Annotated in this window: 12 protein-coding genes; 9 read left to right on the forward strand and 3 right to left on the reverse strand. The window is 65.7% G+C overall.

Translation table 11 applies throughout. The annotated features are described in order from the left end of the window. Positions 1–10: 10 nt before the first annotated feature. The 5 genes from ACSQ3P_RS19965 to ACSQ3P_RS19985 are packed head-to-tail and all read left to right on the forward strand — an operon-like array spanning position 11 to position 5,793. Positions 11–958: an ABC transporter permease gene (locus tag ACSQ3P_RS19965; protein ID WP_436167238.1), complete on the forward strand. Its 948-nt coding sequence runs from the start codon at positions 11–13 to the stop codon at positions 956–958. After that, the gene (locus tag ACSQ3P_RS19970) at positions 951–1,775 is read left to right on the forward strand and encodes an ABC transporter permease (RefSeq protein ID WP_069692896.1); all 825 of its coding nucleotides are present in this window, start codon (positions 951–953) and stop codon (positions 1,773–1,775) included. Before ACSQ3P_RS19965 ends, ACSQ3P_RS19970 begins: the two co-directional genes overlap by 8 nt. Positions 1,776–1,783: 8 nt before the next feature. Further along, a complete protein-coding gene (locus ACSQ3P_RS19975) occupies positions 1,784–3,418 on the forward strand; it encodes a dipeptide ABC transporter ATP-binding protein (protein WP_436167239.1) in 1,635 nt (544 codons plus the stop codon). Positions 3,419–3,420: 2 nt separating this feature from the next. Beyond that, positions 3,421–4,638, forward strand: a complete 1,218-nt coding sequence (locus ACSQ3P_RS19980; protein ID WP_436167240.1) for a M20 family metallopeptidase — start codon at positions 3,421–3,423, stop codon at positions 4,636–4,638. Positions 4,639–4,641: 3 nt separating this feature from the next. Beyond that, positions 4,642–5,793: a M24 family metallopeptidase gene (locus ACSQ3P_RS19985; RefSeq protein WP_436167241.1), complete on the forward strand. Its 1,152-nt coding sequence runs from the start codon at positions 4,642–4,644 to the stop codon at positions 5,791–5,793. 15 nt (positions 5,794–5,808) lie between these two features. Here ACSQ3P_RS19985 and ACSQ3P_RS19990 read toward each other — a convergent pair whose 3' ends face one another. After that, a complete protein-coding gene (locus ACSQ3P_RS19990; RefSeq protein WP_436167242.1) occupies positions 5,809–7,149 on the reverse strand; it encodes an aminotransferase class III-fold pyridoxal phosphate-dependent enzyme in 1,341 nt (446 codons plus the stop codon). A gap of 193 nt (positions 7,150–7,342) precedes the next feature. After that, the gene (locus tag ACSQ3P_RS19995) at positions 7,343–8,224 is read right to left on the reverse strand and encodes a GntR family transcriptional regulator (protein ID WP_436167243.1); all 882 of its coding nucleotides are present in this window, start codon (positions 8,222–8,224) and stop codon (positions 7,343–7,345) included. An 82-nt stretch (positions 8,225–8,306) separates the two neighbouring features. Here ACSQ3P_RS19995 and ACSQ3P_RS20000 point away from each other — a divergent pair, with 82 nt between their 5' ends. Both ACSQ3P_RS20000 and ACSQ3P_RS20005 read left to right on the forward strand, forming a co-directional pair. Beyond that, positions 8,307–9,449 (forward strand): C45 family autoproteolytic acyltransferase/hydolase, encoded by a 1,143-nt coding sequence (locus ACSQ3P_RS20000; RefSeq protein WP_436167244.1) that lies wholly within the window; start codon positions 8,307–8,309, stop codon positions 9,447–9,449. Positions 9,450–9,497: 48 nt separating this feature from the next. After that, entirely contained in the window at positions 9,498–11,090 is a 1,593-nt protein-coding gene (locus tag ACSQ3P_RS20005; protein ID WP_436167245.1) for an ABC transporter substrate-binding protein, read from the forward strand. Here ACSQ3P_RS20005 and ACSQ3P_RS20010 read toward each other — a convergent pair. Beyond that, positions 11,033–11,734: a GntR family transcriptional regulator gene (locus ACSQ3P_RS20010; protein ID WP_436167246.1), complete on the reverse strand. Its 702-nt coding sequence runs from the start codon at positions 11,732–11,734 to the stop codon at positions 11,033–11,035. The two genes, ACSQ3P_RS20005 and ACSQ3P_RS20010, sit on opposite strands and share 58 nt — an antisense overlap. Positions 11,735–11,841: 107 nt before the next feature. Here ACSQ3P_RS20010 and ACSQ3P_RS20015 point away from each other — a divergent pair, with 107 nt between their 5' ends. After that, entirely contained in the window at positions 11,842–12,726 is an 885-nt protein-coding gene (locus ACSQ3P_RS20015) for an alpha/beta hydrolase (protein WP_436167247.1), read from the forward strand. A 29-nt stretch (positions 12,727–12,755) separates the two neighbouring features. Continuing rightward, on the forward strand, positions 12,756–14,300 hold the full coding sequence (locus ACSQ3P_RS20020; RefSeq protein ID WP_436167248.1) for an ABC transporter substrate-binding protein: 1,545 nt from the start codon (positions 12,756–12,758) through the stop codon (positions 14,298–14,300). Positions 14,301–14,303 lie beyond the last annotated feature (3 nt).

Raw genomic sequence — 14,303 nt, forward strand, 5'->3', positions numbered from 1 at the left:
GTAAGCGCGCGTGTCGCCGGCCTATATCCTCAAGCGTATCGTGCTGGTCGGCTACACGCTGCTCGTCGTGTCGCTCATCGTCTTCGCGATCACCCAGATCCTGCCGGCCGACGCGGCCGTCATGATGCTGGGCGAGAATGCGACGGCAGAGGCGCTCAGCGCGCTGCGCGCCAAGATGGGCCTCGATGCGTCGATCTGGGCGCAATACGGCCATTGGCTGGCCGGCGTGCTGCGAGGCGATTTCGGCGTCTCGATGCGCACCGGCCAGGCGGTCGGACCGGTGATGATCGAGGCGCTCGGCCGCTCGCTGCTGCTCGCCTTGTTCTCGATCGTGCTGATGCTGGTGCTGGCCCTGCCGCTGGGCATCATCGCGGCCGTCAGGCGTGGCCGCATCGCTGATCTTCTGGTCAGCGTGATCTCCTATATCGGGGTCTCGCTGCCGGAATTCGTCACCGCCACGCTGGTCGTGCTGGTGCTGGCCGATTGGCTGCAATGGCTGCCGGCGACGGGCTATGTGCCGCTGACCGAGAACCCGCTGCAGGGCCTCAGGCATCTCGTCCTGCCGGTCTTGACCATTTCGGTCATCCTGATCGCGCATGTCTCGCGCATGGTGCGCTCGGAACTGGTCGATGTGCTGCACACCGATTATGTCCGCGCCGCCCGCCTCAAGGGGCTGCCGAAGCGCACAGTTCTCTACAAGCACGCGCTGCGCAACGCGCTGCTGCCGACGATCACGATCGTGGCGCTCGATGTCGGCTATCTGCTCGGCGGCGTCATCGTGGTCGAGGAGATTTTTGCGCTGCCCGGCATCGGCCGCCAGCTCATCGTCGCGATCCAGAGTCGCGACCTGCCCTCGATCCAGGCCGGCGCGCTGATCATGGCCGCGACCTACGCCATCGCCAGTTTCCTCGCCGACATCGCCTATGCCCGGCTCGACCGGAGAATCCAGTATGATTGAGCTGTTGCGCCGCGTGCTGCGCTCGCCGCAGGGAGCGCTTGGGCTCGTCCTGGTCGGGTTGATCCTGCTCGTGGTCATCCTGGGCCCATGGATCGCACCCTATGACCCCGAAAGCCTCGCGCCCCTGCAGCGCTACAAGCCGCCGAGCGCGCTGTTCTGGCTCGGTACCGACCAATATGGCCGCGACATCCTGAGCCGCCTGTTGCATGGCGCACGCGCCACCGTGGTGATGGCGGTGTTCGCGACCGCGCTCGGCACGCTGGCTGGCGCCGTGATCGGCACGATCTCGGCCTTTCTCGGCGGCCGCAGCGACGAGGCGATCATGCGCACCGTCGATGCGGTGATGGCGATTCCGAGCCTGTTGCTGGCGCTGCTGATCGTCAACCTGCTCGGCAAGAGCAGCCTGAACGCGCTGCTCGCCATCGCCATCGCCTTCACGCCCGGCATGGCCCGTGTGACGCGTTCGGTCGCGCTGGCCGTGCGTAAACAGGATTATGTCAACGCCGCCATCGCGCGCGGCGAGAGTGCGCGCTTCATCGTCTGGCGCGAGATGCTGCCCAATGTCGTGGCGCCGATCATCGTCGAGATGACGATCCGCGTCGCCTTTGCCGTGATGCTGTTTGCGACGCTGAGCTTCCTTGGGCTGGGCGCACAGCCGCCGGCCTCGGAATGGGGGCTGATGGTCGCCGAGGCCAGGCGCTTCATGCATCTGAGCCCGTGGATGATCCTCTGGCCGAGCCTGGCGGTGGCTTTTGTGGCGATCGGCTTCAACCTGCTCGGCGACGGCCTGCGCGACGCGCTCAACCCGCGCACATGAGGCCGATCATGACGCCGATCCTCGACATCGCCGGCTACTGCCTCGACTACGCCACGCCTGCCGGCTTCACCCGCGCGCTCGACGCGGTCACGTTGAGCGTCGCCAAGGGCGAGGTGCTTGGCCTCGTCGGCGAATCCGGTTCGGGCAAGACCTCGCTCGCCTGGGCGATCATGCGCCATCTGCCGGAGAGCGCGCGGGAGGCTGGCCGCATCCGCTTGATCGACAAGGAGTTGACCACGACCAGCGAGGCCGAGATCGAGGCCATTCGCGGCCGGCGCATCGGCATGGTCTTCCAGGATCCGAGCACCTCGCTCAACCCGACCTTGCCGCTGGGCGAGCAATTGGCCGAGGTGCTGGAACATCATCGCGGCCTGACGCGCAAGCAGGCCTGGGCCGAGGGCGAGGCGATGCTCGCCCGCGTCGGCCTGAAGGTCCCGAGAGAGATGATGCGGCGCTATCCGCATGAGGCCTCGGGCGGCGAGAAGCAGCGCGTGGTCATCGCCACCGCCTTCGCCTGCCAGCCCGAATGCATCATCTTCGACGAGCCGACGACGGCGCTCGACGTCATCGCCGCCCGCCAGATCCTCGATCTGTTCGGCGAGTTGCAGGCCGAGACCGGCGTCGCCTCGCTCTACATCTCGCATGATCTGGCTCTGGTCTCGCGCGTTGCCAACAGGGTTGCGGTGATCCATCGCGGCCGCATCGTCGAGCAGGGCAGGGTGGAGGAGGTTTTTGCCTCGCCGCAGGACGCCTATACGCAAAAGCTGCTCGCCGCCGTGCCGCGCCCGGATCATCGTCTGATCGAGGCGGGGCCGGGCTCCGAGGCGAAGGCGCTGGTCGAGGTCGACAAGGTCAGCGTCCGCTATGGCCGCAAGCCCTTCCTGGCGAAGCTGCTCGGCCGCGAGAACACCCAGTTTACCGGCAATCGCGAAGTCAGCCTCTCCGTGCGCGAAGGTGAGATCCTCGGCATCGTCGGTGAATCCGGCTCGGGCAAATCGACGCTCGCCAGGGCGCTGACGGGGCTGAACCCGTTCGAGGGCGAGATCCGCTTCGCTGGCCGCCCGATCAGTGGATTGAAGGATATGGACCGGGCCTATCGCCGCGATGTCCAGATCATCTTCCAGCACCCCGATTCCTCGCTCAATCCGCGCCAGCGCATCCGCGAGATCCTGTCGCGGCCGCTGGCGCTCTACGGCACGGCCGAGCAGCGCGAGGACGCAAACGCGATCGGAGAGTTGCTCGAACAGGTGCGCCTGCCGGCGGCTTATGCCGAGCGCTATCCCCACCAGCTATCCGGCGGCGAGAAGCAGCGCGTGGCGATCGCGCGCGCTTTCGCGTCCCGGCCGAAGCTGGTGATCTGCGACGAGATCACCTCGGCGCTGGACGTTTCCGTGCAGGCCTCGGTGGTGGAGCTTCTGGTCGATCTGCAGAAGCGCTTCGGCACCGCCTATCTCTTCATCACCCATGATCTCAACCTGGTGCGCCAGATCGCGCATCGCATCGCGGTGATGTATCGCGGCGACCTCGTCGACCTCGTCGATGTCGCCGACCTCTCGGGCGGGCAGGTCCATGCCTATACCCGCTCGCTGATCGAGGCCGTTCCGGCCCCTGCCGCTCCCGCATCTGAGCTTCCAAGGATTTGACGATGGATCGCGCCGCCCTCCTGGCTCGTCTCGACGAGAAAGCCGCCCTCGATTTCCTCAGCGCGATGGCGCGCCACAAGAGCTATTCGGAGACGGAAGGTGAGCGCGTGCTCGCCGCCTTCATGGCCGACAAGATGCGCGAAATCGGTGTCGAGGCCGAATTGCAGCCGGTCGTCGGCGAGCGCGTCAACGCCATCGGTCGCTGGAAGGGCGCGGGCGGCGGCAAGAGCCTGCTGTTCAACGGCCATCTCGATACCAATCCGGCGACCGAGGGCTGGACGGTCGATCCCTGGGGTGGGCTGGTCGACAAGGAGTTCATCTACGGCATCGGCGTCTCCAACATGAAGGCGGGGGATGCTGCCTATTTCTGCGCGGTCAAGACGCTGATCGACGCCGGCGTGAAGCTGAAGGGCGATGTCGTGCTGACCTATGTCGTCGGCGAATTGCAGGGCGGTGTCGGCACGGTCGCGGCGATCCGGAACGGGGTGAAGGCCGACTACTTCATCAATTCCGAACCGAGCGACCTGCAGGCCATCACCATGCATGCCTGCGCCTTCACCTTCGTGATCGAACTCACCGGCAACACCCGCCATCTCTCCAAGCGCGAGCAGGCGGTCGATGCCATCGTGGCGGCCTGCGACCTGATCCCGCGCCTCAACGCTATGACCTTCTCTGGTGCGAAATCCGACGAGCACCGCTCGATCAACCGCGTCCATGTCGGCGTGGTCCGCGGTGCGCTCGGCAAGGAGCTGCATGAATGGCGCGCGCCGCAGGTCGCCGACTTCGCCCGGATCAAGGGTTCGGGGCGCTATGCGCCGGGCCAGACCGAGGCCGGCGCCCTTGCCGATATGCGCCGCGAGCTCGATGCGCTGGAGGCGCGCTTCCCCGGCTTGAAAGCGACGATCCGCACCGAGAAGGAAGAGGGCCACAGGTCGATGCCGGCCTTCGAGGTCGCCAGGGACGCCCGCATCGTCAAGACGATCAACGCCGCCTATCAGGAGGTGCGAGGCGAAGCGCAGCCGACAGGCGCGATCGCGCCTCCCGGCTTCTTCGGCACCGATGCCGGCCATTTCTATGCGGAGCTCGGCATGGAAGGCATCGTCTGCGGTCCGGGCGGGCGCTACAACACCATGCCCGATGAGCGCGTCGAGATCGTCGACTACCTCGCCATGATCCGGATCTACATGCTCTGCATCCTCGACATCTGCGAGATCGCCTGAGCGATGTTTTCGCCCCAGGAGTTCGCGCCCCGGGAGTTCGCAAGCCGTGTCGCCAAGGCGCGGGCCGCGATGGTCGAAGCCGGTGTCGACCTCTTCCTGATCGACCATGCCGAATGCCTGGCCTGGCTGACCGGCTACACCGTCTCGGAGACGATGTATCGCGCCGCTTTCCTGCCGCTCACGGGCGAACCCTGGTTCGTGCTGCGCGAGCTCGATGCGCAGCCCTGCCGCAATGCCTGCTGGTTTTCCGACATCCGGGGCTTTGCCGACACGGCCGAACCGCATGCGGTGATGGCCGAGGCGATCCGCGCCCGGGGCCATGCCGCCTCCCGGATTGGGGCCGACCACCACTCCTATGGCTTCACGGCCGCGACGCGCGACCGGCTCCAGGCGCTTCTCCCGGAGGCGCGCTTCGTCGACATGCCGGGCGCCGGCGACCTGCTGCGCCAGGTCAAATCCGAGGCCGAGATCGCGCTGCTGGCGCAAGCGGCCGGGATCGCCGACAAGGCCATGGCAGCCATCGCGGCCAGGGCGCAGCCGGGATTGTCTCCGCGTGCGGCAGCTGCGATCGCTGCTGCAAGCTTTCTGGAGAATGGCGCCGATACCGGCGAGACGGGGCCGATCGTGCCCGGCATCGGCGATCACGAATTCCTGCATGGCGTGATGACCGCGCAGCCGCTCGATGACGGCGACGTGCTGCATGTCGAATTGATCCCGAAGGTCGCGAACTATGGCGCAAGGCTGATGCGGCCGGTGCTGATCGGCTCGGACCGGCGCGGGCTTGCGCCGCTTGCCGAGCGGCTCGTTGCTTTGCAGGATCGGCAATTCGCGGCGATGCGGCCGGGCGCGCTCGCCTGCGAGGTCGATGCCGTGCTGCGCGAGGCGGTGCTCGCTGAGCGCCTGCGGCCGGCTTACGGCAATGTCAGCGGCTATACGCTCGGGCTTTACGCACGGACGCCGCGCCCGAGCGATTTCTCCCGCGTTTTCCTGCCCAATGCGACATGGCGACTGGAGGAGGGCATGGTCTTCCACATGTATGTCTCTGCCGGTGGGCTCGGCTTCAGCGAGACCGTCGTCGTTCGCGCGGGCGGCGGGGACCGATTGACCGGGACGGCGAGGGAGTTGCTGCGGGCCGGCGGCCCGCAGCGCTCCTGACCGGGAACCAGCCTCTCAATCGATTCGCGACAAGGCGGCCTCGATCGTTGCAAAGATCGTCTCGATCTCGTCGGGCGCGATGACCAGCGGCGGCGACAGCACGAGCGTGTCGCCGGCATTGCGGATCAAGAGGTCGGCCTCGTAGCAGAGCTTGGCGCAGGCGCCGCCGCGTGCGCCCTCGGCGCCGGGGCGTGGCGAGAGATCGATGGCGCAGAGCAGCCCGGCCGTACGGATATCCGCGACATGCGGCGCGCCCTTCAGGCGGTGGGCGCGATCCTCCCAGAGCGGCAGCACGCCGCGCAGACGGCCGAGCAGGTCCTGCTCGGCGAAGATATCGAGCGTCGCGAGGCCCGCCGCGCAGGCGAGCGGATGGGCCGAATAGGTATAGCCGTGGAAGAGCTCGACCGCCTCCGGTGGCCCGGCCATGAAGGCCTCATAGACATGGCCGGCGACAAGCACGCCGCCCATCGGCACGGCGCCGTTGGTCATGCCCTTGGCGCAGCTCATCAGATCGGGTTTGACGCCATAGGCCTGGGCCGCGAAGGGCGTGCCCAGCCGGCCGAAGCCGGTGATGACCTCGTCGAAGATCAAGAGGATGCCGTGCTTGTCGCAGATCGCGCGCAGGCGTTCGAGATAGCCCTTCGGCGGCGGGTAGACGCCGCCCGAGCCGGTGACGGGCTCGACGATGACGGCGGCGACGGTCGCGGGATCATGGATCTGCAGCAAGGTCTCCAGCGCCTCGGACGCGCTCGCCCCGCCCTCCGGCTGGCCGCGCGAAAAGGCCATGCCGGCGCGGTCATAGGGCAGCGGCAGATGGGCGACATCGGTGAGCAGCGGACCGAAGGCGGCCTTGTGGCGGCCGATGCCGGCGACAGAGAGGCCCCCAAAGCCGACGCCGTGATAGCTCTTGTGGCGTCCGATCAGCTTGGTGCGGCCGGCCTGGCCCCTGGCATGATGATAGGCGCGGGCGATCTTCAGCGCGGTGTCGACGGCCTCCGAGCCCGAATTGACGAAGAAGACATGGTCGATGCCCTCGGGCGCGAACTCGCAGAGCCGCTCCGCATAAGCTTCCGCGGCCGGGTGGCTCATCTTGAAGGAGGAGACGAAATCGAGCCGGCCGGCGGCCTCGCGAATGGCCTCGACGATGCGCGGCTGGCCATGGCCGGCGTTGACGCACCAGAGCCCGGCCATGCCGTCGATGATGCGCCGGCCTTCCGGCGTGACGTAATGCATGCCCTGCGCGCTCTCGAACAGCATCGGCTCGCTCTGGAAGCCGCGCATCGGCGTGAACGGCATCCAGAAGGCATCGCGCCGGTTGGAGAGACGGGGCTGGGGCGGGGCGGCATGGGCGGTCATGATCGATCCTCGGCGAAGCGGGATAGTCATGATGTCTTTGTTGAACATGAAAGACAATATCTGTTCGAGTGTCGTTTCTCGATTCAGAGCCGGATGCGGAAAACCGGTTCCCGTTTTTTCGCATCCTGCTCTCGATTTTTGTTTTGACGCGTTTTCTTCACGCGAACCGGTATCCACTTCGCTTGAAAACGCTCTAATCGAACCCGTTGGCGCGGCGGAGTTGGCTGGCCCGCTGGAGATGGCTGCGCATCAGGGCCGAGGCAAGTTCGCGGTCGCCGGCCTCGAGACAGTCCAGCATCTGAAGATGTTCGCGGCAGTTCACGACGACGCGCTCGAAGCCGAAGACCCAGTCGTAATTGGACAGGCGGCGCAGTTGGTTCTGCCGCCGGATTGCCGAGTGGATGTAGCGGTTGCCCGAGGCTGCTGCCAATCCCTCATGGAAATCGGCGTTCATCTCGTAGAAGCTGATGCTGGAGGCCTCGCGCCAGGGGCGTTCGAGCGTCTCGCGATGGCGCACGCGCATCTCATCGATCCAGCCCTGTTCGAGCGAGAAACCAGGCTCCAGCAGCGCCATCGGTTCGATCAGCAGGCGGAAACGATAGCGCTCGTCATGGGCTGAAGGGGCGCGCAGATCGTGCAGGAAGCGCCAGCCATAGCCGGGCTTGCGCTCGACCATGTCGAGGTCGGCGAGGCGGGCGAGGAGGCGTTGAACCTCGGGGCGGCCGAGGTCGTAGCGCCGCATCACCTCCAGCTCGGAGATGTCGTCGGGAAGCTGCCCGGTCTCGCGGTCATGGGCGATCTTGACCATGGCGAGCTCTGCGGCGTCGGGATTTCCGCCATTGCCCGCAGTCGTCGCCGGCGTGCTCAGCAACTCGACGCCCTTGTTGGGATGGCGCCGCACGACGCCTTGCCCGGCGAGATAGTCCAGGGCGGCGCGGACCGGCGTGCGCGAGACGTTCAGGCGGCGCGCGGCGCTGTTCTCGTTCAGCCAGGCGCCGGCCTCCAGGCCGTCCTCGCGCACCATCTGGAGGATGCGCTCGGCGATGTCCTGCTGCAGCCGGGTGGGGGTCGTCATTGAAAAACTCTTGATTGTCTTAGTTGGCAATGAAATACATTAAGGATTGACGGCACGCCAGAGCGCTATGAGGAGCCCGACCATGGTTGAACCTTGCCCCTTCGTCGATGTTTCGGGCTCGCCCTATGAGCGCGGCCGCCAGCATGGCGCCGCGGTGCCGCAGCGCGTCAAGCGTTCGATCGAGCTCTATGGCAGCCAGCTCGGGGATCTCGGCTTCGACGCCGCCGCGAAATCGGCCCTGATCGCCGAATTTGCTCGCGAGATCGAAGCCTTCGGCGCGCATTACATCGAGGAGATGCGCGGCATCGCCGACGGCGCCAAGGTGCCGCTCGAAGACATCATCATGATCAATGCCCGCACCGAGGTCATCGCCAAGGCCAAGCTCATCAAGAGCACGCCGATCGCCGAGACCGAGGAGCTCGACGATGGCTGCACCGGCGCGGTGATCCTGCCCGAGCGCAGCGCCAGCGGCGAATTGATCCATGGCCAGAACTGGGACTGGAAGGCCGAATGCGCCGAGACCGCGATCGTGCTGCGCGTGCGCCGCGAGGACGGGCCGGATTTCCTGACCTTCGTCGAGGCCGGCGGCCTTGCCCGCTGCGGCACCAATGCGGCCGGCATCAGCATCACCGCGAACTATCTCGAATCCGAGCGGGATTTCACGCAAGTGGGCGTGCCGCTCGCCCTGATCCGCCGCAAGGTGCTGGAGCAGGAGCATCTCGCCTTCGCGATCAAGGCGGTCGCGACCACCCCCAAGGCCTGCTCGAACAACATGATGCTCTCGACGGTGAAGGGTTTCGCCATCGACTTCGAATGCGCGCCGGACGAGGCCTTCCCGATCTATCCGAGCGAGGGTTTGATCGTGCACGCCAATCACTGGGTCGGGCAGGTTGCGCTGACGAAACTGAAGGACACCGGGACGCCGCGTGTCCCCGAGAGCTTCTACCGCGACTGGCGGGTGAAGAAGCTGCTCGATGAAGCCGGCGAGAAGCTTACGGTCGCTGATCTCAAGCACGCCTTCTTCGACGATTTCCTCACCCCCCATTCGGTTTGCCGGCCGCCGCGCCTCAACGACGCCGGCAATCTCTCGGCCACCGTCGCGATGGTGATCATGGAGCCGGCCAAGGGGAGCATGGAGGTGGCGCTGCTGCCTGCGCTGAACCGGGTCTTCACGCGCTACAGCCTGACGGACGAGCCGGTCACGCTCGCGCAGGCCGCCGAATAGCGGGATCCACACGCCGGCCGAACAGCTCGTCATAAAAAAGAGGGGAACATGCCGATGCGTCGTTGGAATTCGTGGTTCGCAAGTCCTGTTGCAACTCCTGCTGCACGTCTCGCTGCCGGCCTCATGCTGGGCGTGACGATCACCGCTTCGGCGCAGGCGAGCAGCCTGCGCGTCCAGTTGCCCTTCGACATCCGTTCGATCAATCCCGGCGTCAATCGCGACCACAACACCGACGGCGTGGTGCTCCATATGGTCGAGGGGCTGGTCGCCTATGGCGAGGATGCTTTGCCCAAGCCGCTGCTGGCCGAAAAGGTCGAGATTTCCGGCGACGGCAAGACCTACAGCTTCACGCTGCGCCAGGGCGTGAAGTTCCATAACGGCGCCAGCCTGAGCTCGGAAGACGTGGTCTGGAGCTGGAACCGCTACATGGACCCGAAGACGGACTGGCGCTGCCTGTCCGAATTCGATGGCCGCGGCACGGTCAAGGTCGAGAGTGTGACGGCGCCTGACGCCCGCACGGTCGTGTTCACGCTGGACAAGCCGAGTGCGCTGTTCCTGACCTCTCTGGCGCGCACCGACTGCGCCATGACCGGCATCCTGCACAAGGATTCCGTCAAGGCCGATGGCAGCTTCGACAAGCCGATCGGAACCGGCCCGTTCAAGCTCGGCGAGTGGAAGCGTGGCGAATACATCAAGCTGGAGCGCTTCGCCGACTACGCATCCCTGCCGGGCAAGATCGATGGCTTGACCGGGGCGAAGCGGCCGCTCGTCGACGAGCTCCGTTTCGTCATCATCCCCGACAGCGCCACCGCCAAGGCAGCGCTGGAGCGCGGCGATGTCGATGTCGTCCCCGATGTCGCCAATGCTGATGTCGCCGAGCTCAAGAAGAGTGGCAAGGTTTCGCTGTCGGTCGTCTCCAGCATGGGCCTTGTCGGCCTGATCATCCAGACGCGCGACCCGGTGATGGGCAACGTCAAGCTGCGCCGCGCCATTGCGGCTGCGATCGACACTGACGAACTCGTTGGCGCGGTGACGGACGGCATCGGCAAGCCCAACCAGTCGATCGTTCCGGCGCTTTCGGCCTATCATGGCCCGGTCGAGCAGCAGGGCGTGAAATACGATCCCGCAGCGGCGAAGAAGTTGCTCGCCGAGGCCGGCTACAAGGGCGAGAAGATCGTCATGCTGGCGAACAAGCGCTACACGAACAGCTTCGACTCCGCCGTCATCGCCCAGCAGATGCTGAAGACGGCCGGGCTCAATGTCGAGATCGAAGTGCTGGAATGGGCGACGCAGCTCGACCGCTACAACAAGGGCAACTATCAGATCCAGGCCTTCCCCTATTCGGGGCGGCTCGACCCGTCGCTCTCCTTCGAATCGATGACCGGCCCGAAGGACAAGCAGCCGCGCAAGCTCTGGGACGATCCGCAGGTGCAAGCACTGCTCGACAAGTCGATGGTCGTTGCCGGCAAGGCCGAGCGTCAGGCTATCTTCGACGAGCTGCACAAGCGCTTCATCGCCGATGTGCCGATGGTGATGCTCTATAACGGCATCGTCAGCGGCGCCTTCTCGAAGCGGGTCAAGGGCTATACCTCGTCTTTGACCTCGCTGCCCCGGCTCTGGGAGGTTTCGGTCGATGGCTGAGCGTGCGCCTGGGCCTCGATCATGTCCTTGACGATATGATGGGCGATCAGCTCGGCGAGGCGCGTCGCGTCGCCTGCGCGCAGCGCCTCGACCATGGCGTGGTGGTCGCGGTCGCTGTTGAGCAGCGCCTGATGCGAACTCCAGACGGTGACGGAGGAGCCGCGCGAGCGGTCCCTCAGCCCCCAGATCGTCTCTTCGAGCACGGGGTTGCCGCAGACCGCGTACATCAGATGGTGGAAGGCGCTGTTGATTTCGCTCTGCTCGATGCGCGTGCCGCTGAGGACCGCCTGGCTGAAGCGCTCGGCGAGTTCGCTCAAGCGCGCGATCGTCGCGGCATCGATGCCGGCGACGATGCCGGGCGCGGCTGCAGTCTCCAGGATGACGCGAGTGTCCCGGATCGCGCGCTGGGTCTTCAGGTCGATCTCGGCGACACGGTAGCCACGGTTGGGGACATGCTCGATGGTCTTGCGCACGGCAAGTTCGTCGAGCGCGCTGCGCACGTCGAAACGCGTCGCCTTGAAGGCCTCCTCGAGGTCGATCTGGCGCAGCCATTCGCCCGGCCGGTAGGCGCGCATATGGATCGCTTGCGCGATCTCGCTGGCCAGCGCGCGCTTCTCTCTCTGGCGGATCGGACGAGTCGTCATCGGGTGTCTTTAGCAGATTCCAGATTTGTCGCATCGGGGCGTTGCGAGCCCTACAATAACATGCAACATAATTGGCGCCAATTATTACGCCAATTGAAAGGCGCGCCATGACCGCCCCCGCAACCGCCTCCTCCCAGCTGGAAGACGCCGCCGCGATCGCTCGCGCGCTCTACGATCTCGGCCCGACTCCGGTGATCGCCTGCAAGGCCGATCCACGCTTCAGCTATTGCCTCTATGTGCCCAAGACGCTGGGGCAGGGCGGCGAGCCGCCGGAACTCGTCGTTGCCATGCACGGCACCGGGCGTGGCTTCACCGGCTATCGCGACGCCTTCGAGGAATTCGCGCGTTGGAACAACTGCGTCGTGCTGGCGCCGCTGTTTCCGATCGGCGTGCTCGGCGACGATAATCGCGACGGCTTCAAATATATGCGCGAGGGCGAGATCCGTTATGATCACGTCCTGCTCGCCATGGTCGACGAGGTCGCGCAGCGCTATGGCGTGAGCATCGATCGCTTCGCCCTGTTCGGCTATTCCGGCGGTGGCCATTTCGCCCACCGCTTCCTGATGCTGCAGCCGCAGAAGCTCTGGGCCTGCTCGATTGGCGCGCCGGGCTCGGTGACGTTGCTCGATCCGACGCGCGACTGGTGGGTCGGTACCCGCAACATGGCGCAGCTCTTCGGCGTGGCTCCCGATATCGAGGCGATGCGCCAGGTTCCGGTGCAGATGATCGTCGGTGCGGCCGATCTCGAGACCTGGGAGATCACCCACAAGCAGGGCGGCCGCAACTGGATGCCGGACGCCAATCATGCCGGCGCGACGCGCCCCGAGCGGCTGGCGAGCCTGCAGAAGTCCTTCGAGGTCGCCGGCGTGTCGGTGCGCTTCGATCTCGTGCCCAACATGGCCCATGACGGCCTGAGGGCCGTACCGCGCGTGCAGGATTTCTTCGCCGATGTGCTCGCCCGCCGACGTGCCGGTGCAGCCAAGGCCGCCTGAGCGCCACCTAAAACAATAAGGGGACCGTTATGAACCGTGTGCTCGCCTCCGCTTTCATGCTCGCCGCAATGGCTGGCCCAGCTGCCGCACAATCGCTCACCGTCTCGGTCGCCGCCGACGTCCGCAGCATCAATCCCGGCGTCAACCGGGACGACAACACCGACGATTTCGTGCTGCAGATGGTCGAGGGCCTCGTCGGCTATGACGAGGGCGGTACGCCCGGCCCGCTGCTCGCAGAAAAGATCGACGTCTCCGCGGACGGCAAGACCTACACCTTCACCCTGCGCAAGGGCGTGAAGTTCCATAACGGCGCCACCCTGACCTCGGCGGATGTCGTGTGGAGCTGGAACCGCTACATGGATCCGAAGACGGACTGGCGCTGCCTGACCGAATTCGACGGCCGCAACGGGCTCAAGGTCGAGGCGGTGGAGGCCCCCGACGCCAACACCGTGACGATGAAGCTGAATGCGCCCAACGCGCTGTTCCTCGACGCGCTGGCCCGCACCGACTGCGCCATGGCTGGCGTGATCCACAAGGATTCGGTCAAGGCCGACGGCTCCTTCGACAAGCCGGTCGGCACCGGCCCGTTCAAGATGGGCGAGTGGAAGCGCAACGAATATTTCACGATGAGCGCCTTCGCGGATTACGCCTCGCCGAAGACCGACGGCAAGATCGACGGCTATCTCGGCTCCAAGCGCCCGCTGGTGAAGGATGTGAAATTCCTGATCGTGCGCGACCCCGCGACGGTCAAGGCCGGCCTGCTTTCGGGCGCCATCGACATGGGCGGCATCCTCAACAGCGATGTCGATGAATTGCGCAAGGCGCCGAGCCTGACCGTCCAGGTCGGGACCAATGCCGTGCGCCATGGCCTGCTGATCCAGACGCGTGACCCGCTGCTCAAGAACGTCAAGCTGCGCCAGGCCATCGCCGCCGCGATCGACTATGACGAACTGGTTTCGGCGGCTTCAGCCGATCTCGCCAAGCCGAACAATTCGCCGCTCTATCCCGGCTCGTCCTATTTCGGCGATGTCGAGAAGCAGGGCTTCAAATACGACCCGGCGCGGGCAAAGAAGCTGCTTCAGGAGTCCGGCTACAAGGGCGAGACCATCACCATCCTCGCCAATAAGCGCCCGACCGCGGTGAGCTTCCCGCAGGCGGTCGTCGCGCAGTCCATGCTGCAGGCCATTGGCATCAAGGTGGAGATCGAGGTGCTGGAATGGGCGACCCAGCTCGACCGCTACAACAAGGGCAATTACCAGATGCAGGCCTTCTCGTTTTCGTCGCGCTTCGATCCGGCGCTCGGATTCGAGCAGTTCTCCGGCAATAAGGACAAGCAGCCCCGCAAGATCTGGGAGGAGCCGCAGGCGCTGGCCCTGATCGAGAAGGCAATGGTGGTCGCCGATAAGGCCGAGCGTCAGAAGCTCTTCGACGAATTGCACAAGCGCTACATCGCCGAGGTGCCGATGATCTTCACCTTCAACGGTGTCGAGCCCTATGCCCTGTCCAAGCGCGTCAAGGGCTTCCAGGCCTGGCAGTCCAAGCAGCGCATGTGGGAAGTCACGCTCGCCAACTGAGCC

The sequence above is a fragment of the Allobosea sp. LjRoot9 genome, from assembly GCF_964252745.1.
Lineage (GTDB): Bacteria > Pseudomonadota > Alphaproteobacteria > Rhizobiales > Beijerinckiaceae > Allobosea.

What these genes read in the sequence shown, in the direction of transcription:
- ACSQ3P_RS19970 (WP_069692896.1), top strand. Translation starts at nt 951, where the DNA reads ATGATTGAGCTGTTGCGCCGCGTGCTGCGCTCGCCGCAGGGAGCGCTT.
- ACSQ3P_RS19975 (WP_436167239.1), top strand. Translation starts at nt 1,784, where the DNA reads ATGACGCCGATCCTCGACATCGCCGGCTACTGCCTCGACTACGCCACG.
- ACSQ3P_RS19980 (WP_436167240.1), top strand. Translation starts at nt 3,421, where the DNA reads ATGGATCGCGCCGCCCTCCTGGCTCGTCTCGACGAGAAAGCCGCCCTC.
- ACSQ3P_RS19985 (WP_436167241.1), top strand. Translation starts at nt 4,642, where the DNA reads ATGTTTTCGCCCCAGGAGTTCGCGCCCCGGGAGTTCGCAAGCCGTGTC.
- ACSQ3P_RS19990 (WP_436167242.1), bottom strand. Translation starts at nt 7,149, where the DNA reads ATGACCGCCCATGCCGCCCCGCCCCAGCCCCGTCTCTCCAACCGGCGC.
- ACSQ3P_RS19995 (WP_436167243.1), bottom strand. Translation starts at nt 8,224, where the DNA reads ATGACGACCCCCACCCGGCTGCAGCAGGACATCGCCGAGCGCATCCTC.
- ACSQ3P_RS20000 (WP_436167244.1), top strand. Translation starts at nt 8,307, where the DNA reads ATGGTTGAACCTTGCCCCTTCGTCGATGTTTCGGGCTCGCCCTATGAG.
- ACSQ3P_RS20005 (WP_436167245.1), top strand. Translation starts at nt 9,498, where the DNA reads ATGCCGATGCGTCGTTGGAATTCGTGGTTCGCAAGTCCTGTTGCAACT.
- ACSQ3P_RS20010 (WP_436167246.1), bottom strand. Translation starts at nt 11,734, where the DNA reads ATGACGACTCGTCCGATCCGCCAGAGAGAGAAGCGCGCGCTGGCCAGC.
- ACSQ3P_RS20015 (WP_436167247.1), top strand. Translation starts at nt 11,842, where the DNA reads ATGACCGCCCCCGCAACCGCCTCCTCCCAGCTGGAAGACGCCGCCGCG.
- ACSQ3P_RS20020 (WP_436167248.1), top strand. Translation starts at nt 12,756, where the DNA reads ATGAACCGTGTGCTCGCCTCCGCTTTCATGCTCGCCGCAATGGCTGGC.